Raw genomic sequence first — 18737 nt, 5'->3', positions numbered from 1 at the left:
ATAGCAAGGGATATTTTTTTCTTTATTTTTTATTAACAAATATATAATATATTGTATTTACATAAAAAAGAGTGTCTCATCTATAATCTTAAAAAATTATTTTGAGACACTCTCTTTAATTGTATTATATAAAAATCAATTTAAATTAATATTTTAACCTTTATATAGTGATGTCTATAATTTATTCTTTTAATGCTGTCATATTTATACTTAATATAATCATAGGTACAATTACATATATAAAAGCTGTAGCTGATGAAACTATACCAGAATCATTTACTAAAAGAGTGACAAAACATCCTACTACGGATGCTATAAACCCTTTAAATACAATTGGATATTCATTAATTAATTGTTTGAAATATCTAATTTGAGTAAGCATAAGTACTAAAATTACTCCTATTCCAGTTAATAATATATTTACCCATGCACTGGTTTGAGCTAATTTTAAATTCATTTCTATCTTTCTACTAAATGTTTGTATTATTTCTCCTGGACCATTAAAGTAAATGTCTTTTACAAACATACCTAAATGTGAGTTGCTTCCTGAAACTATATCTATTGTTACAAAAACTCCTAAAACAAGTAGTACTGCTATGCCTAACAATATAACTTTTTTAAAATCTATCTTTACATCATATATCAATAATATAAATAGTAAAAATGCTACACATTCAGAAATAGCACTTCCTACATTTGCTCCCATAATTGGAGATGCACTAGTAATTAAAATGGCTAAAGAAAAGACTATTACAGACCATTTTGGTATCTTTTTATATGTCAATAAAATTGCAAATGTAAAAATTGCACTCCCTATTGCCACACCTTGATATTCATTTCCTACACCATAATATCTAGCTCCAATTATACAATCATAGCTCATTACATTACCTTTCATTAGATATGCACCAAGTGCAGAATCTATAACCATAATCAATATAGTTAATCCTGTAAAGAATAGAATATTTTTTAGGTCATTTTTTATTAAAACTTTACTTATTAAATATATAGTAAGTGTTATTATAATTATGCCTAAGGAAATTGCTACTGGTGTTTTAAAGTTCATTATTGGGGTTATCATAAATGACAGAGGCATTACTATTCCTATTTTTAAAAGTTCTTTTAGTATAAAGTATGTTGTTTCTTTGTGTTTTTTTGATATATGTTTTCTAAATAAAATTGCAATCATCGCAACTATCCACGACAAAAAAACTACATTTACAAAACCATTTAATATCACAGACCTTATACTTGAAATAGATACTATCTTTTGATATTCATCCATTAAATATTCTTTATTATCATCTCTATTGATAAGTTCATACTTTCTTCCAACCATATTTGGATTTTTTAAATCAAAACTATCTAGTATGTCTACTCCTACATCTAAATTAGTTACAATACCTTCTCTTCTAGTAGTTGAAGATGACAACAATCCTTTTCCATTCCCACTTAACTTTATTATTGGAGAAAGTCTTCTTTTATTTTTATAATCTAAATCACTTGGAAATGCACTGGATATGTAAACAGTATCATTTTCTCCAACCATAGAAAATATATTTTTTAAATATTCATCTATATTTTTTTCTATCTTGTCTTTCATGTTTTTATATGTATTTTCATTCAAGTTTGGTTTATATAAATCTAATCTATATGTATCTCCAAGTTCTACAAAAACTACATCACTGTTTTTATAAGCTTCTTTAGTTTCAGCAACAAGCTTAGTATAATCAGTTGATATTCCATAAGGCATAGATAAATCTTTTTTATTGATATTATCTACATTTCCATAAGGAATTCTACCATACTCATCCATAGCTGTTAGGCATAAATTTCTATTTTTTACAAGTTGACCACCTTCAACTATATCTGCATTTCCTAATATGGACGTTTTCAGTTCATTTTCAGATAAACTTTGACCTAATGAACCCAATGTAGAGCCATATTCTCCAAAGTTTAGATTCTCATTTATTGACATATTTATAGTCAAATCATTTATACCTTTTGCTTTCTTACCTGTAACTGATTCAAAAACTATATTTCTATCTTTGCTTGAGCTTTCAAAATTAATATCTTCTTCATTAGCTACATTGGCTCTTCCACCAGCACCCATACTGGCATATGACCTTCTATCATCACTACCTTTATCGCCTCTTATGTTCATCAAGCCAATATACCCTCTATTTTCTAGCTCTTCTCTCAATGATTTTATTCTTAACATATTGTTCATACTAGTTCTATTCATATCTATAAATATTACTTTTCCATGCGTTGGTATATCATCTGCAAAGCTATACTGACTCATCGATATTAATATTATGATAAATGTTGCTAAGAAAGATATAATCTTTTTTCTCATAAATTCTCCCTGCTTTCTGATTTAAATCCTCACACTTAAGAATACATTAAACATTATCGTTATAAATAAATAAATTTGGACCATCTATTTACAATAAACAGCCCAAATTTTAGGTTTATTTGAATATATCAATTTTTAGGTTTTGCAAATATCATTCTACCAGCAGGAGTTTGAAGAACAGAAGTTACTAAAACTTTTATAGTCTCATTCATATGTTTTCTTCCTCCATCAACAACTATCATAGTTCCATCATCTAGATATGCAACACCCTGTTGAGCTTCTTTTCCTTCTTTAACCACTTGAACAACCATATCTTCACCTGGTATTGCAACTGGTTTTATAGCATTAGCCAACTCATTTATATTTAATACTTCAACACCTTGAAATTGAGCAACTTTATTTAAGTTATAATCATTAGTAACAACTTTTCCATTTAATACTTGGGCAAGCTTTAATAATTTACTATCAACTTCTGCTATATCATCAAAGTCTCTTTCACTTATTTCAACCTCTATATTTAATTCTTTCTGAATTATATTTAATATATCCAGACCTCTTCTACCTCTTACTCTTTTTAAATCATCTGAAGAATCTGCAATATGTCTTAGTTCTTCCAAAACAAAAGCAGGGATAATAAGTTTTCCTTCTACAAATCCTGTTTTGCAAATATCAGCTATCCTTCCATCAATTATTACACTTGTATCTAATACTTTTGGAGGTATCGCCTTTACTTCTTTTTTATTATCTTTGTCTTTATCCTTATCTTTAATAGGATTTGCTAATCTTCCTAATTTTCCAATATTAAATAAATCATTTTTACTTTTAAGCGCAACTTTCATTCCAAGATATCCTAGGAATAAATATAATAGTAAAGATAGTATTCCACCTACTATTGGTATTCTGTTTACTAATCCACTCAATAAATATGCAATTACGAATCCTACTATAAGACCCATAGACCCTAATAATATATCCGTTTGAGGATATTTTGATAACTCTTTATCCACAACTTTAGCAATTTCTTTTGTTCTATTTACAACCCACGGCTCTATAAGATATCCTAAAATAGCTATTACTATACCTGCTACTACAGCTGCTATATAACCATACGTTTCTTTTCCAAATGTTAATATTTCAAAATCTCTCATCAATGTTAAATAGGTCGTTATACCTATCGTAAATCCAAGTAAAATAAACAATATCCTTGTTACTTTCCTTATCAATGCTTCACCCCCTAGTTATACTTATCTATTATAGACCAAAGTGTATATTATATTCAAGAAAAAAGTAGTAAAATTCACTTAAAATTCATTATATGTGTCTATCTAATAATACTAATTGTTTCATTTTTATAAGTCCATTTTTTATATATGTTGCTCTTATTTCGCCTATTCCTTCAACTTCATCTAACTCTTCAATAGATGCATCTAATATTTCTTGGAAGTTTTCAAAATAATTTACTAAGTTTTCTATTATTGCTGTTGGTAGTCTATGTATTTTGCTAAGAATTCTATAGCCTCTTGTTTTTATAGGCATATCCATACTTTCTGAAAATCCACTATACCCTAATAGTTTTGCCATATTAAATAATTCTATTAGTTCTTCTGAATTTAAATTTTTAACTTTTTTCATAAGTTCTTTTATTTCAGTATTTTCTTTGTTATAATCTTTGAATATTAATTTCTGATCTATTCTAGTTGTACCCATTAATTCCTCTAATTGCATGCTTACTAAAGTTCCTTCATCCCCCAATTCTATTACATATTTTTCAATTATACTTGTAACTCTCATTACCATTTCCATTTTCTGCATGACTAGTGCTACATCATAAATAGTTACCAAATCATTAAACTCTAGAGCATTTAAATTAGTTATAGCTTGGTCTAATACTGTTTTATATTTTTCTAAAGTTTGTATTGCTTGATTTGCCTTAGTAAATATCTTAGATATATCTTCGACCACATACTTCTCATTTCCTCTATAAACTGTTATAACATTTCTTCTTTGTGAAATTCCTATGACTATAGCACCAGTTTGTTTTGCTACTCTTTCTGCCGTCCTATGTCTAGTTCCAGTCTCTGACGTTTCTATAAAGTAATCTGGTATAAGTTGTGCATTAGCAAATAATATTTTCTTTACATCACCACTTAAAACTATCGCTCCATCCATTTTGGCTAATTCATATAGATATGATGGTGAATACTCTGCATTTATAGCAAATCCTCCATCTACTATTTTCATTACATCTTCATTTGTCGCAATTACAATTAAACCACCAGTCTTAGCTCTTAGTACATTGTTTAGACCTAATCTAAGAGGGGTTCCAGGAGATATCATTTTTAATGCATACAGCATATTTTTATTATCCAAAAAATTCTCCATATTTATTGATTCCTCCCAAGTACTATATTTATAGCTTGTCTTAAGTTATCTACTGGCCATATTTCTATACCCTTAGTATCTTTTACAACCTCATAATTACTTCTAGGAACTACTATCTTTTTAAATCCAAGTTTTTTGCACTCAGCAATTCTTTTTTCTATAAAACTTACTGATCTAACTTCTCCTGTAAGCCCTACCTCTCCTGTAACAGCTATATCTTCATCTATAGGTATATTTCTAAAACTAGATGCTACAGAAATAGCTATTCCTAAGTCAATCGAAGGTTCATTTATCTTTATACCTCCAACTATATTTATATATACATCTTGATTTTGTATTTGCAGACCAACACGTTTTTCTAAGACTGCTAATAACATACCAACTCTATTATAATCTACTCCTGTAGATGTTCTTCTTGCTATACCAAAACTTGTCGGCGAAACTAATGCTTGTAATTCAAGTAACATTGGTCTTGTACCTTCTACAGTAGATATTATAACTGAGCCTGCTACATCTTTTGGTTTTTCAGATATCAAAATCTTAGACGGGTTATCAAGCTCTACTAATCCCAAGTCCCTCATTTCAAATACCCCAAGTTCATTTGTTGAACCAAATCTATTTTTAACAGCCCTTACTAATCTATATGTATTATATCTTTCACCTTCAAAATATAAAACAGTATCAACCATATGCTCTAATAATTTTGGCCCTGCTAGTGAACCTTCTTTGGTTACATGACCAACTATGAATGTTGAAATTCCCATTTTTTTAGAAATCTTCATGAATTTTGAAGTACCTTCTTTAATTTGACTGACAGTTCCTGGTGCTGAAGATATTTCTGGACTAAAGACAGTTTGAATTGAGTCTAGAATTATTAATTCTGGATTTACACTTTCTAAATAAGATTCAATTATACTTAAATTATTTTCGGCAAATATATATAAATTTTCTGAATTAATACCTAATCTTTTTGCTCTCATTTTTATCTGTGATTCTGATTCTTCTCCAGTTATATATAAAACAGTCTTTCCTAACTTAGCTACATTACTAGAAACTTGAATTAAAAGTGTGGATTTACCTATACCAGGGTCTCCACCAACAAGTACTAGAGAACCTTTAACTATACCTCCCCCAAGTACTCTATCTAATTCTTTTATATCTGTTGTAAACCTTTCTTCTTCTTTGCTCTCTATTGAAGTTATACTAACTGGTTTAGATGAAGATTTATCTATTATAAAGACCTCTTTTTTTGTGCTTTTTTGATCTACTTCTTCTACAAATGTATTCCATTTTGTACACTCTGGACATTTTCCAAGCCACTTAGCTGTTTCATATCCACAGGATTGACATACATATTTAGTTTTTATTTTTGCCATATTTTAATCATCCTTAATTTATTATTCTATACTATAATTTTAGCATATGTGAAAGAGAATAGGTAAAGATTAAATAAAATAATTAAGGACAATGAATTATTATAGATTCATTGCCCTTAAAATTTTCTTTAAACTATAAAACTTATATCTATAAGATTTTAAAATGCAACTCTATTGAATTATTTAGTTTCAAAAACTATTTTTTCATCTTTAACTTTTGCTATTATATTACTTCCTTTTTTTACATCACCTTTTAAAATCGCTTCAGATAACTCATCTTCTAGTTCTTTTTGTAAGGCTCTTTTAAGAGGTCTTGCTCCATATTCCAAATCAAACCCAGATTTAGAAATTAAATTTATAGCTTCATCACTCATTTCTAGTTTTATATCCATATCTTTTAGTCTTTCTTGTAATTTGTCTACCATTAAAATTACTATTTTAGATATGTGTTCTGCATTTAATGAATGGAAAACTATTATATCATCTATTCTATTTAAAAACTCTGGTCTAAATCTTTGCTTTAATTCACCCATTATGTTTTCTTTCATTTTTTCATATTGAGACTTTTCTTCTTCGTCTCCTTTAGCTATACTAAACCCTAAAGTTTTTTGTCTACCAATTGTAGATGCACCAACATTTGATGTCATTATAACAATAGTATTCTTAAAGTCAACAGTTCTTCCTTTTGAATCTGTTAATCTACCATCATCTAGAATTTGTAATAGAATATTAAACACATCTGGATGAGCTTTTTCTATCTCATCAAATAAAATAACTGAATATGGGTTTCTTCTTACTTTTTCAGTTAATTGACCTCCTTCATCATGACCTATATAACCAGGAGGTGAACCTATCATTCTTGATACAGCATGTTTTTCCATATATTCAGACATATCAATTCTTATTATTTGATTTTCATCTCCAAATTGCACTTCTGCTAATGCCTTAGATAATTCTGTTTTTCCTACTCCTGTAGGCCCTAAAAATAAAAATGAACCAATTGGTCTATTAGGATCCTTAAGACCCGCTCTTGACCTTCTTATTGCCTTGGAAATAGATTTTACTGCTTGTTCTTGACCTATAACTCTATTGTGTAAGATTTCTTCAAGTTTTAAAAGTCTATCAGCTTCTTCCTCAAGAATTTTATTAACAGGTATTCCTGTCCATAAACCTACTACTTCAGCAATGACTTCTCCATCAACTAAATCAGAATGTTTAGATGATTTATTCCATCTTTCTCTAACATCTTCTAATTGTTTTTTAAGTATACCTTGCTCATCTCTTATTTTTGCTGCTTTCTCGAAATCTTGGCATCTTACTGCCTCTTCTTTTTCTTTATCTATATTTTCTATTTCTAATTCTAATTTTTTTATTTCGGCTGGAGGAGTATTTTCCTTTAGCCTAACTTTTGATGCTGCTTCATCAATCAAATCTATCGCTTTATCTGGTAGATATCTATCTGATATATATCTAGTTGATAATTCTACAGCTGTTTTTATAGCATCATCAGTTATTTTGACTTTGTGATGAGCTTCATATTTATCTCTCAATCCTTCTAATATTTTTATTGAATCTTCTTTACTTGGTTCATCCACCATAACTGGTTGGAATCTTCTTTCTAGTGCAGAGTCTTTTTCAACATGCTTTCTATACTCATCTATTGTTGTTGCACCTATAACTTGTATTTCGCCTCTAGCTAACGCAGGTTTTAATATATTTGACGCATCTATAGAGCCTTCTCCTGTAGACCCAGCTCCTATTATGGTATGCATCTCGTCTATAAATAAAATTATATTTCCGTTTTTAACAACTTCATCTACAACTTCTTTAATTCTTTCTTCAAATTCTCCTCTGTACTTAGCACCAGCTAATAAAGAACCCATCTCTAAAGAATACAGCGTTTTACTTTTTAGTGTTTCTGGAACATTACCTAATGCTATGTTTGTTGCTAGACCTTCAGCTATAGCTGTTTTACCTACTCCTGGGTCTCCTATTAGCACAGGATTGTTTTTAGTTCTTCTACTTAATATTTGTATAACTCTTTGTATTTCTTTTTCTCTTCCTATAACAGGGTCTATTTTATTTTGTTTTGCATATAGTGTAAGATTTCTTCCATATTTATCGAGAATCTTAGACTCTGTTTGATTTTGGTTGCCCGTGTAACTATTTTCTGATTTATATTGATTATTATCACTTATACCCATCATATCAATTGTTAATTGGGCTAGAGTTCTGTCATTTACACCTGCATAGTTCAAAACTTTATTGGCTATTCCTTCACCTTCTTGAATAATAGCTAATAATATATGCTCAGTTCCTATATAATTTGTTTTTAATTTATTTGCAAACATTCCTGATAGTTCCAATATTTGTTTACTTCTTGGGCTTAATACTATATCCTCTGGGATTCCTTCACCCTTACCTTCCATATCAATTATTTTGCCTTCTAAATAAGCCTCTGTAAATCCAACCTTACTTAGAACTTTGGCAGCTATTCCTTCTTCTTCTTTTAAAAGACCTAAAAGTATATGCTCGCTTCCAACAATATTATGTCCTAAGTTTTTAGCAGACTCAAACGCTAAATCAATTGCTTTTTTAGCTCTTTGTGTAAATCTATTGAAGTTCATAATTTATCCCTCCTCTTAATTTTTCCAAAGTTTCTCTAATGTATGTTGCTCTATTTATATCTCTATTCTCAACATCATCACTCTTATACATTATTGACTGATGTGCTGGTTGTATACCTATCATAAGTTGTTCTATAGCTTTTAAATCTAATTTTTTTATATAGTTCATTTCTATTCCCATTTTTATATTTGATAGATGGCTCATTGCCTCTGAACTACTCATTACCCTTGAATTTTCAAGTGTTCCTATTGACCTAAATATTTTATCTTCTAATTTTATACCCAATTTTTTTTGTAATATTTCTCTGGCTTTCACTTCTTTTGAAATTGCATCCTTTGTAAGGCCACTTACATTCTCTATAATATTAGACTCTGTTCTTCCAAGTGTAAGCTGATTAGATATTTGGTATATATTTCCCAATGCTTCTGTTCGCTCTCCATATATACCTCTTATTGCTATACCTATTTGTGATGAAATCTTATAAAGTTCATCCATATAACCTAATTGACTTAATGCAGGCAAGTGCATCATCACAGAAGCTCTCATTCCAGTTCCTGTGTTAGTTGGGCAAGATGTTAGATAACCCAACTTTGTACTAAATGCATATTCTAAATTTGATTCTAATAAATCATCTATCTCATTTGCTATGTTATAAGCATTTTCTAAATTTAAATCATCACATATAGTTTGTATTCTTATATGGTCTTCTTCATTTATCATTATACTTACAGTTTTATCTTTTTTTACTATAACAGCGCTTTTATCATTTTCTGCTAAGTCTGGACTTATCATATGCTCTTCAACCATAAGCATCTTTTTAGATTGGTCTAAATCTTCAATCTTATAGAAATCAAACTCTTCTTTATGTTCTAAACTAGAATTCATAAATGCATTTTTTACCTTTTCTATTATTTCCATAGCACACTCTTTATCTAATCTATTTGGAAAAGGATAATTGTTCAAGTTCCTAGCTAGCCTAACTCTTGATTTCATGACTATATTCTCTTTCATAATATCACTCCAATCTTAGTCAATAGAGCCTTTTAAATACTTAATCTTATCTCTAAATTGAGCAGCTAATTCATACTCTTCATTTTTTATAGCTCTATCTAAATCTTCTTTTAATTCTCTAATCTCATTTTCTACACTTATTTTATAAAATGATTTTTTAGGAGCCTTACCTATATGTTCTATATGGCCATGTATATTTTGAAGCATTGGATTTACTTGACTGCTAAATGCATTGTAACATTCACTGCATCCAAATCTTCCATTATTCTTAAATTCACTATATGTCATATTACATTTTTGGCAAACTAACTTTTCTTCAAGCTCTTTTTTAGGTTGAAATCCTAAGTTAGAAAATATATCCATCATTGAAAAAGGCATATCTAAATTAAAATTCATCTCTGTATTCTCTTTAGCACATTCACTACACAAATACATTTCAGTCTTTTCTCCATTGACTATTTTATTGTAATATACAGATGCTTTATTCTTATTACATTTTTGACATAGCATAAATTATCACTCCTCTATACTAAATACTCCTATTATTATATTCTTTAAAACATTAGACCTTACCTTCTCTTTTAATTCATATACTGGCATACATAATGACTTATCATCTATTGCATATAATATTAGTTTTAATTCTCTTTCGCTAATCAAGTCTGATTCTCTCAAACTTTCTACCAACTCTTTTGCCTTCTTATAGGATATTTGGCTTCCTATTCTTTCATTCAATATTTCTCTAATATGTCCATCTTTACTTCTTCGTATTTTTTCTATCTGAACATATCCTCCGCCACCTTTTTTGCTTTCTATATAATAACCTTTATCTATGGTAAACCTTGTCGTTAAAACATAATTTATTTGTGATGGTGCACAACTAAACAAGTTTGCTAGTTCATTTCTTTGAATTTGTATACTACTATCTTCTTCCATCAAATCTTTAATAAATTTTTCAATTATATCTGTCATAGTTGCCATTTATATCACCACACACCTTTTTATTTTTGACTTTCTTTGACTACTATTTTACACCTATTATTTAAATTTTTAAAGCCCTAAATTGTGTAAATTTATTTTTTTCATAATAATTTAAATGTAAGTGTCCATCTTTTTTTAAATATAAGCTTCTACTTCTTACATTTACAATAATTAAGTTTTAAAATTCTTGGTTATTAATTTATTTTTAATGTATCTATACCTTGTATTTGTAAATATACCTTCATATCATTATTATTAAACATTTCTAAAAATAATAATATAAAAAGATACTTTCTTTTATTAAAACAGTTTAAGAAAGTATCTTTTATTCTTCACATTTTTTATTACTTTAATTTGATTTTTTCTTGTTTTTTATAAAAACACATAAAAACTAGATATATACTTATTTAAAATAAGCATATACCTAGCTTTAATTACAAAATTATTTTTATATAATATTATATAATAGATGGATATTAATTATATAATATTATATCTTCTTTATTACTTTGCAGTAACTAATCCAATTATTTTTTCTGCAAATTGTGATGGAACTTCTCCATATCTTTCTAATTCCATTTCAAAGTATCCTCTACCTTGTGTCATTGCTCTTAAATCTATTGCATATTTAAATGTCTCTGCTTGTGGAGCCTCTGCAAATATTATTTGTTTTCCTTTATTATCTGGCTCCATACCAAATATTTTACCTCTTCTCTTGTTTATATCTCCCATAACATCTCCCATATATTCTTCTGGAACAGTTATCTTAAGTTTCATAATAGGCTCTAATAATATTGGATGAGCTTCCTCCATACCTTTTTTAAAGGCTGCACTTGCTGCCATCTTAAAAGCCATTTCAGAAGAATCTACATCATGATATGAACCATCATAAAGTGTAGCCTTTATATTTGTAACAGGGAAACCAGCCAATACCCCTTTTTGCATAGAATCTTTTAAACCTTTTTCTACTGCTGGTATATATTGTTTTGGTACAGAACCACCAAATATTTCTTCTGCAAATTCAAAATCAGATTCACATCTTTCAAATCTTATCTTTACATCTCCATATTGACCATGGCCACCTGATTGTTTCTTATGTTTCCCTTGTACATCAGCTGTTTCCTTTATAGTTTCTCTATAAGGAACTTTAAGGTCATTTAATTCAACATCTACCCCAAACTTATCTTTCATTTTATTTTTAATTGTTTTTATGTGAAGTTCCCCTTGTCCTCCTAAAAGAGCTTGCTTTGTCTCTGTATTTCTATACCAATGTAATGTAGGGTCTTCCTCTACAAGTTTGTTTAATACAGCAGCTACCTTTTCTTCATCACCCTTATTTTTAGGATTGACAGCATAATATATTTGTGGTTTTGGGAAATCTATCTTATCTAAAGCTTCTGCATCTTTATCTACAGATATAGTATCTCCTGTTTTTAGAGAATTAACTTTAGTTACAACTACCACATCACCAGCCTTAGCTTTTTCTATTTCAACTAACTCACTATTTCTCAATGTATATATGTTAGCTATTTTTTCTTTTATGTTTTTGTTTATATTAAAAATTTCTTTATCTTTAGAAATTGTACCTTGAGTAATTTTTATATATGACATTTTTCCTACAAATGGGTCGACCATAGTTTTAAATACTAATCCTTTAAATGGCTTACTCTCTTCTGTAAATATAGGTTCTATATAATTTGATATTGTATCTAATATTTCTTTTGTCCCTATGTTATTTATAGTTGAACCACATATTACAGGTATAATATCTCCTCTTTGTATACCTATAACAATACCTTTTTGGATTTCTTCTGTAGTTAACTCTTCTCCATTAAAATACTTATCTAATATTTGGTCATCTGTTTCTGCTATAAGTTCCATTAAAGCTTCTTTTACACTCATAGCTTGTTCTTTAAATTCACCTTCTAAATCATCTATATTTTCAAATACATTATGTAACTTGACAAAGTTTTTATCTTTGTATATAGGACTTATCATTGGAACTATCTTATTATTGTATTTTTCTCTTAACATTGCTATTGCATCTTTATATCTTGCTTTTTCATTATCTATTTTATTTATAAACATTATCTTAGGAATACTCTCAGTTAGTTCTAATGATTTCTCTGTACCAACTTGAATAGGTGCTGTTGCATCTATTACTATTATTGCTGCATCACTTGCTCTAAGAGATGATACAACGTCTCCGCTAAAGTCAAAATATCCTGGAGTATCCAATAAGTTAAACTTATAGTCATTATATTCTATAGGTATTAATCCCATACTATAAGTCATATTTACCTTGTCAGTTAATTTAGGTATCTTATTAGTGTTTGCTGTGTAAGCTATAGTTTCGATTAGATTTGTTTTACCACATCCGCTATGTCCTAATACCGCTACATTTCTCAACATATTACTATCATAAACTTTCATATAAGCACCCACCTTTTAAATTTATGTATTTTCTCTTAGCTGTTATTTCCTAAGAAATAGTCTAGAAAATGTTTATTATTTTTAGAATTTTTAGATAACATTTTCCTTACTAGCTTTATTTCTACATAGGGATATAATTTTCCTCTTTTTTTTAACAAATATTTAATTTAAATAAATAAAAACACTCTAAATATTTAATAAAAATATTTTAGAGTGTTTTATAAGTTATTTTAATTCAATTATTTCATTATCATTAATAATTGTTTATCTTCAACCATATCATCTTCTTTTACTTTAATTGATTTAATTACTCCATCAGTCTTAGCAACTATTATAGTTTCCATTTTCATTGCTTCTATAACTATTAATGGTTGATTTGCTTTTACTTCATCTTCTTCTTTAACCATTATCTTTATAACTTTTCCTGGTATACTTGCTCCGATTTGAAGTGGATCATTCATATCAGCTTTCTCAACATTAGTAACTTTTCCAGAGAAGTTTCTATCTTTTATTTCCACTTCTCTAACCATTCCATTTAATTCAAAACCTATAGTTCTAAATCCATCTTCTTTAACTTCGCCAACTTCAACTAATCTTATTGTTAATACTTTACCTTCTTCTATTTCTACTTCACATTCTTCATTTTTATTTAATCCATAGAAGAATACATCACTTTCAAGTTTAGATATATCATTATAATGTTGTAAATGTTTAATATAGTCTTCATAAACTTTTGGATATAAAGCATAACTTATAACATTTCTTATATTTGCATTTATATCATATTTTTCATTTAGATATTTTGCTATCTCATCAAAATCTTCTGCTGGTAATAGTGAACCTGGTCTTACTGTAATAGCTTCTTCACCTTTTAAAACTATTTCTTGTAAATCTTTTGGTACGCCACCTTCTGGTTGACCAATCATACCTTTACAGTAGTCTACAACAGAATCTGGGAATGATAAGTTCTTACCTTCTTCTATTATATTATCTTTATCTAATTTATTTTTAGTCATAAAGATAGCTAAATCTCCTACAACTTTTGAAGATGGTGTTACTTTTATTATATCTCCTACAACTTCATTAGCTTCTTTATATTTTTCTTTAACTTCATCAAATCTATTAACTAATCCTAAACTATCAGCTTGAGGTTTTAAGTTTGTATATTGACCTCCTGGTATTTCAAAATTATATATTTCTGCACAAGAGTTAGTTAAGTCACTTTCAAATTTGTTATAAACTTTTCTTAAATCCTTATAGTATTTTCCTAACTCATCATATCCAAATAAATCTATACCTGTATCTCTTTCTGTATTTTTAAGAGCTTCTACTATTGCATTAAGCGATGGTTGACTTGTAAGCCCTGCCATAGATTCTAATGCAGCGTCAATTATATCTACACCAGCTTCTGATGCCATCAAACAAGTTGCCACACCATTTCCACTTGTATCATGAGTGTGTAAATGTATTGGTGCTTTTACATTTTTCTTTAGTTCTTTGACTAATGTGTAAGCAGAGTATGGTTTAAGAAGTCCTGACATATCTTTTATTGCTATTATATCTGCTCCTAAACTTTCTAACTCTTTTGCCATCTTAATATAATATTCTAAGTCATATTTAGTTTTAGTCTTATCTAATATATCACCTGTATAACACATAGTTGCTTCAACTATTTTTCCAGTTTCTAGAGCTGTATTAATAGATGGTTTCATATTTTCAACCCAGTTTAATGAGTCGAATATTCTAAATACATCTATTCCTTGTTTAGCAGACTCTTTTGTAAATTCTTCTATTACATTATCTGGATAGTTTTTATATCCAACTCCATTTGATGCTCTAAGCAACATTTGGAACATTATACTTGGTATTTCTTCTCTTAGTTTTTGTAATCTACGCCAAGGTGACTCTTTTAAGAATCTATATGCAACATCATAAGTAGCTCCACCCCACATTTCAAGTGAGAATAAATCTTTTTGATATTTTTCTGTTGGTTTAGCAGCTTTTAGTAAGTCATATGTTCTTAATCTTGTTGCCAATAATGATTGATGTGCATCTCTCATTGTTGTATCTGTTAATAATAGTTTTTTATCATTTTTTATTTTTTCTATATATGCAGATTTACCTAACTTATCAAAAAGTATCTTACTTCCTTCTGCCTTTGAACCATCTTTATTCATTCTTGGTTCATGTAACGCATCAAATAATGGTTTTTCTTGACAAGCGTTATCATTTACAATTACATCACCTATAAATTGAAGTAATTTTGTTCCTCTATCTTTACTTTCTGTTATTTCAAATAAATCTGGATTTTCATCTATAAATTTAGTACTACATTTACCATTTGAGAATATAGGATTATTTAAGACATTAACTAAAAATCCTACGTTAGTCTTAACACCTCTAACTCTAAGTTCTTTTATAGATCTTATAGTTTTATTTATTGCTCCTTGGAATGTTCTATCCCAAGATATTGTCTTAACCAATAAACTATCATAGTGAGGACTTATGTTTGCTCCTGTAAATCCATTTCCACCATCTAGTCTTATACCAAATCCTGAACCAGTTCTATAAACTTGAATTTTACCTGTGTCTGGCATAAATCTATTTTTAGGGTCTTCTGTAGTTATTCTACATTGGATAGAATATCCTCTTATTTCAACATCATCTTGTGATTTTATATTTATTTCTTCACTATCTAAACTGTATCCTTGAGCTATTAATATTTGACTTTGAACTATATCTATTCCTGTAACCATTTCTGTTACAGTATGCTCAACTTGTACTCTTGTATTCATTTCTATAAAATAATGACCACCATTTGCATCTACTAAGAATTCTAGTGTCCCTGCATTAGAATATCCTACATATCTTGATAACTTGACTGCATCATCACATATTTCTTTTCTTACTTTTTCATCTAATGAAAATGCTGGTGCATATTCTATTATCTTTTGATGTCTTCTTTGAACAGAACAATCTCTTTCGTATAAATGAACTATATTTCCATAGTTATCCCCTAATATTTGAACTTCTATATGCTTTGGATCAGCTATATATTTTTCTATGAATATAATATCTTCACCAAAAGCTTTTCTTGATTCACTACAAGCAGTTTCATATTCAAGTTCTAAATCTTTTTCATGATGTACGATTCTCATACCTCTACCGCCACCACCATTAGATGCTTTTATCATAACAGGATAACCTATTTTATTTGCAACTTCTTTTGCTTCTTCAGTACTTCTTATTGCTTTTTCCACTCCTGGTATAGTTTGAACATTAACTTCTTTTGCAATTTTTTTAGAGTTTATCTTATCCCCCATCATATTCATTACTTTAGATGATGGGCCTATAAAAGTAATTCCATTTTCTTCACATTTACGAGCAAATTCTGCATTTTCTGCTAGAAAACCATATCCTGGATGTATAGCGTCAACTTTTTTTCTCTTTGCTAAGTCTATTATTCCATCCATATCTAGGTATGCATCTATTGGACCTTTGCCTTCCCCTATTAAATACGATTCATCTGCTTTTGTTCTAAATAATCCATATTTATCTTCTTTACTATATATACCAACACTTTTTATCCCCAATTCTGAACAGGCTCTAAATATTCTTATAGCTATTTCGCCTCTATTAGCTACTAGTATTTTATTAAACTTTTTAAGCATACTCTATTCTTCTCCTTTATTGTTTGTGTAATATTAAAGATTATAGACTAAAATACTTTATTTTTGAAGATGTTTAAGCAAGTTCCTTAATTAATAAGATAAATTTATAAATATATATAACTTTTAGACTGTCTAAACTCAATTTACCTCACTAAAATTAAGGGATTTTTTATGGAATTTCAGACAAACTTGTGTGAAAATTTCTACAATTGATTTTATTTTATACTATTTTTTTCTCTGTTTACATAATTATTTTCATCTTTACGTAATATTTCACATACTTTTCTCAATATAGTTCATATCTTAATCTATCTGTCTTAACAAACGTTTTATTACATCAGAAAGTTTTAGATGACCTAAATCTGCATATGCTATAACTAGTATTATTTTTACTACTCCTTCTACCTCATCTAATTTATATGCTCTAGCATTTATTATTGTGTACTTTGGCATAAGTTCTTCTAAATCTAGTGCAAGTTCATCAGATAAAGTCATATACTCATCAAACTTTTCCTCATCAGATAAAGTCATATACTCATCTTGTTCACTTATAATAGTATCTAAGTAATCCAAATTTATACTTAATTGATAAGCTATTACATCCTCTCTTTTTGTACTTTTACTTAAATCCTTCTCAACTTTGAATTTACTATTTTTATCTATGATTATTTTAAGTTCTTCACTATCAACTATTTCATTTCCTATAATTATATACAAATTTTTTACCTCCTAAATATAAATCTTTTTTAATCAAAAATAAAACCTCTAGTAAAATTACTAGAGGTTTACACTGGTGGGATTAACAGGGCTCGAACCTGTGACCCCCTGCTTGTAAGGCAGGTGCTCTCCCAGCTGAGCTATAATCCCTCGATGTTTATATGGTGCGCCCAAAGGGACTCGAACCCCTAACCTTCTGATTCGTAGTCAGACACTCTATCCAGTTGAGCTATGAGCGCATTTTATTGGAGGCGACACCCAGATTCGAACTGGGGATCAAGGAGTTGCAGTCCACTGCCTTACCACTTGGCTATGTCGCCACCTTTTTGGTGATCTATCCGCGACTCGAACGCGGGACACCCTGATTAAAAGTCAGGTGCTCTACCGACTGAGCTAATAGACCATATTAGTTGGGGTGGATAATGAGAGTCGAACTCACGACCTCCAGAGCCACAATCTGGCGCTCTAACCAACTGAGCTATACCCACCATAGATCTTTAATTTAATGTGGTGGGCCATCAGGGACTCGAACCCCAGACCTACCGGTTATGAGCCGGGCGCTCTAACCAACTGAGCTAATGGCCCACATTAAATTTTGGTAGCGGTAATAGGAGTCGAACCTATGACCTTTCGGGTATGAACCGAACGCTCTAGCCAACTAAGCTATACCGCCATATTCTGGTGCCCAGAGGCGGAATCGAACCACCGACACGGGGATTTTCAGTCCCCTGCTCTACCGACTGAGCTATCTGGGCATTTGGCGGAGAGGGTGGGATTCGAACCCACGGCCCCTTTCGAAGTCACTGGTTTTCAAGACCAGCTCCTTAAACCACTCGGACACCTCTCCATTGGTGATCTATCCGCGACTCGAACGCGGGACACCCTGATTAAAAGTCAGGTGCTCTACCGACTGAGCTAATAGACCATGTTTTTATTTGGCTGGGGATGCAGGACTCGAACCTACGCATACATGAGTCAAAGTCATGTGCCTTACCGACTTGGCTAATCCCCAATATATATGTGGTGAGCGCACAGGGATTCGAACCCCGGACACACGCCTTAGAAGGGCGTTGCTCTATCCAGCTGAGCTATGCACCCACGCTTTTTGGAGCGGGTGAAGGGGATCGAACCCTCACAGCTGGCTTGGAAGGCCAGAACTCTACCATTGAGCTACACCCG

11 protein-coding genes and 12 tRNA genes are annotated in these 18737 nt (G+C 29.9%); all 23 read right to left on the bottom strand.

The annotated features are described in order from the left end of the window. Nucleotides 1–181: 181 nt before the first annotated feature. Nucleotides 182–2359, bottom strand: a complete 2178-nt coding sequence (locus tag KGF46_RS18110) for a hypothetical protein (protein ID WP_227862218.1) — start codon at nucleotides 2357–2359, stop codon at nucleotides 182–184. A gap of 128 nt (nucleotides 2360–2487) precedes the next feature. After that, entirely contained in the window at nucleotides 2488–3582 is a 1095-nt protein-coding gene (locus KGF46_RS18105; RefSeq protein WP_227830190.1) for a PIN/TRAM domain-containing protein, read from the bottom strand. 88 nt (nucleotides 3583–3670) lie between these two features. Further along, a complete protein-coding gene (disA, locus tag KGF46_RS18100; protein ID WP_227437106.1) occupies nucleotides 3671–4741 on the bottom strand; it encodes a DNA integrity scanning diadenylate cyclase DisA in 1071 nt (356 codons plus the stop codon). Between the two features lie 2 nt (nucleotides 4742–4743). Beyond that, nucleotides 4744–6117, bottom strand: a complete 1374-nt coding sequence (radA, locus tag KGF46_RS18095) for a DNA repair protein RadA (protein ID WP_227830191.1) — start codon at nucleotides 6115–6117, stop codon at nucleotides 4744–4746. A gap of 179 nt (nucleotides 6118–6296) precedes the next feature. Further along, nucleotides 6297–8744: an ATP-dependent Clp protease ATP-binding subunit gene (locus KGF46_RS18090; protein WP_227842881.1), complete on the bottom strand. Its 2448-nt coding sequence runs from the start codon at nucleotides 8742–8744 to the stop codon at nucleotides 6297–6299. After that, nucleotides 8731–9756, bottom strand: coding sequence for a protein arginine kinase (locus tag KGF46_RS18085; RefSeq protein ID WP_227830193.1), 1026 nt, complete (start codon nucleotides 9754–9756; stop codon nucleotides 8731–8733). The genes KGF46_RS18090 and KGF46_RS18085 overlap by 14 nt, the downstream gene beginning before the upstream one ends. Nucleotides 9757–9771: 15 nt before the next feature. Continuing rightward, a complete protein-coding gene (locus KGF46_RS18080) occupies nucleotides 9772–10266 on the bottom strand; it encodes a UvrB/UvrC motif-containing protein (RefSeq protein ID WP_227437113.1) in 495 nt (164 codons plus the stop codon). A gap of 6 nt (nucleotides 10267–10272) precedes the next feature. After that, on the bottom strand, nucleotides 10273–10737 hold the full coding sequence (locus KGF46_RS18075) for a CtsR family transcriptional regulator (protein WP_227830195.1): 465 nt from the start codon (nucleotides 10735–10737) through the stop codon (nucleotides 10273–10275). Nucleotides 10738–11241: 504 nt separating this feature from the next. Continuing rightward, nucleotides 11242–13170 (bottom strand): elongation factor G, encoded by a 1929-nt coding sequence (locus KGF46_RS18070; RefSeq protein WP_227830196.1) that lies wholly within the window; start codon nucleotides 13168–13170, stop codon nucleotides 11242–11244. A 239-nt stretch (nucleotides 13171–13409) separates the two neighbouring features. Beyond that, a complete protein-coding gene (locus KGF46_RS18065; protein WP_227830197.1) occupies nucleotides 13410–16841 on the bottom strand; it encodes a pyruvate carboxylase in 3432 nt (1143 codons plus the stop codon). Between the two features lie 303 nt (nucleotides 16842–17144). Next, entirely contained in the window at nucleotides 17145–17558 is a 414-nt protein-coding gene (locus KGF46_RS18060; protein WP_227830198.1) for a hypothetical protein, read from the bottom strand. Between the two features lie 74 nt (nucleotides 17559–17632). Further along, nucleotides 17633–17708 (bottom strand) — tRNA-Val (locus tag KGF46_RS18055). A 12-nt stretch (nucleotides 17709–17720) separates the two neighbouring features. Then, nucleotides 17721–17797: transfer RNA gene (locus KGF46_RS18050), tRNA-Arg, on the bottom strand. A 7-nt stretch (nucleotides 17798–17804) separates the two neighbouring features. Continuing rightward, nucleotides 17805–17878: transfer RNA gene (locus tag KGF46_RS18045), tRNA-Cys, on the bottom strand. Between the two features lie 7 nt (nucleotides 17879–17885). Beyond that, nucleotides 17886–17961: transfer RNA gene (locus tag KGF46_RS18040), tRNA-Lys, on the bottom strand. An 8-nt stretch (nucleotides 17962–17969) separates the two neighbouring features. Then, nucleotides 17970–18046, bottom strand: a tRNA-His gene (locus KGF46_RS18035). A gap of 20 nt (nucleotides 18047–18066) precedes the next feature. Further along, nucleotides 18067–18143 (bottom strand) — tRNA-Ile (locus KGF46_RS18030). 11 nt (nucleotides 18144–18154) lie between these two features. After that, nucleotides 18155–18231, bottom strand: a tRNA-Met gene (locus tag KGF46_RS18025). A 6-nt stretch (nucleotides 18232–18237) separates the two neighbouring features. Beyond that, nucleotides 18238–18313: transfer RNA gene (locus KGF46_RS18020), tRNA-Phe, on the bottom strand. Nucleotides 18314–18316: 3 nt separating this feature from the next. Then, nucleotides 18317–18405 (bottom strand) — tRNA-Ser (locus KGF46_RS18015). 2 nt (nucleotides 18406–18407) lie between these two features. Then, nucleotides 18408–18483 (bottom strand) — tRNA-Lys (locus tag KGF46_RS18010). An 11-nt stretch (nucleotides 18484–18494) separates the two neighbouring features. Further along, nucleotides 18495–18570, bottom strand: a tRNA-Gln gene (locus KGF46_RS18005). Between the two features lie 9 nt (nucleotides 18571–18579). Next, nucleotides 18580–18656, bottom strand: a tRNA-Arg gene (locus KGF46_RS18000). Between the last annotated feature and the right edge of the window lie 81 nt (nucleotides 18657–18737).

It is taken from the genome of Clostridioides sp. ZZV14-6153, assembly GCF_020657855.1.
Classification (GTDB): domain Bacteria; phylum Bacillota; class Clostridia; order Peptostreptococcales; family Peptostreptococcaceae; genus Clostridioides.
Note: the sequence above shows the minus strand (reverse complement) of the source record. Positions and strands in the feature narration are given on the sequence as shown.

What these genes read in the sequence shown, in the direction of transcription:
- KGF46_RS18110 (WP_227862218.1), bottom strand. Translation starts at nt 2,359, where the DNA reads ATGAGAAAAAAGATTATATCTTTCTTAGCAACATTTATCATAATATTA.
- disA (WP_227437106.1), bottom strand. Translation starts at nt 4,741, where the DNA reads ATGGAGAATTTTTTGGATAATAAAAATATGCTGTATGCATTAAAAATG.
- radA (WP_227830191.1), bottom strand. Translation starts at nt 6,117, where the DNA reads ATGGCAAAAATAAAAACTAAATATGTATGTCAATCCTGTGGATATGAA.
- KGF46_RS18090 (WP_227842881.1), bottom strand. Translation starts at nt 8,744, where the DNA reads ATGAACTTCAATAGATTTACACAAAGAGCTAAAAAAGCAATTGATTTA.
- KGF46_RS18085 (WP_227830193.1), bottom strand. Translation starts at nt 9,756, where the DNA reads ATGAAAGAGAATATAGTCATGAAATCAAGAGTTAGGCTAGCTAGGAAC.
- KGF46_RS18080 (WP_227437113.1), bottom strand. Translation starts at nt 10,266, where the DNA reads ATGCTATGTCAAAAATGTAATAAGAATAAAGCATCTGTATATTACAAT.
- KGF46_RS18075 (WP_227830195.1), bottom strand. Translation starts at nt 10,737, where the DNA reads ATGGCAACTATGACAGATATAATTGAAAAATTTATTAAAGATTTGATG.
- KGF46_RS18070 (WP_227830196.1), bottom strand. Translation starts at nt 13,170, where the DNA reads ATGAAAGTTTATGATAGTAATATGTTGAGAAATGTAGCGGTATTAGGA.
- KGF46_RS18065 (WP_227830197.1), bottom strand. Translation starts at nt 16,841, where the DNA reads ATGCTTAAAAAGTTTAATAAAATACTAGTAGCTAATAGAGGCGAAATA.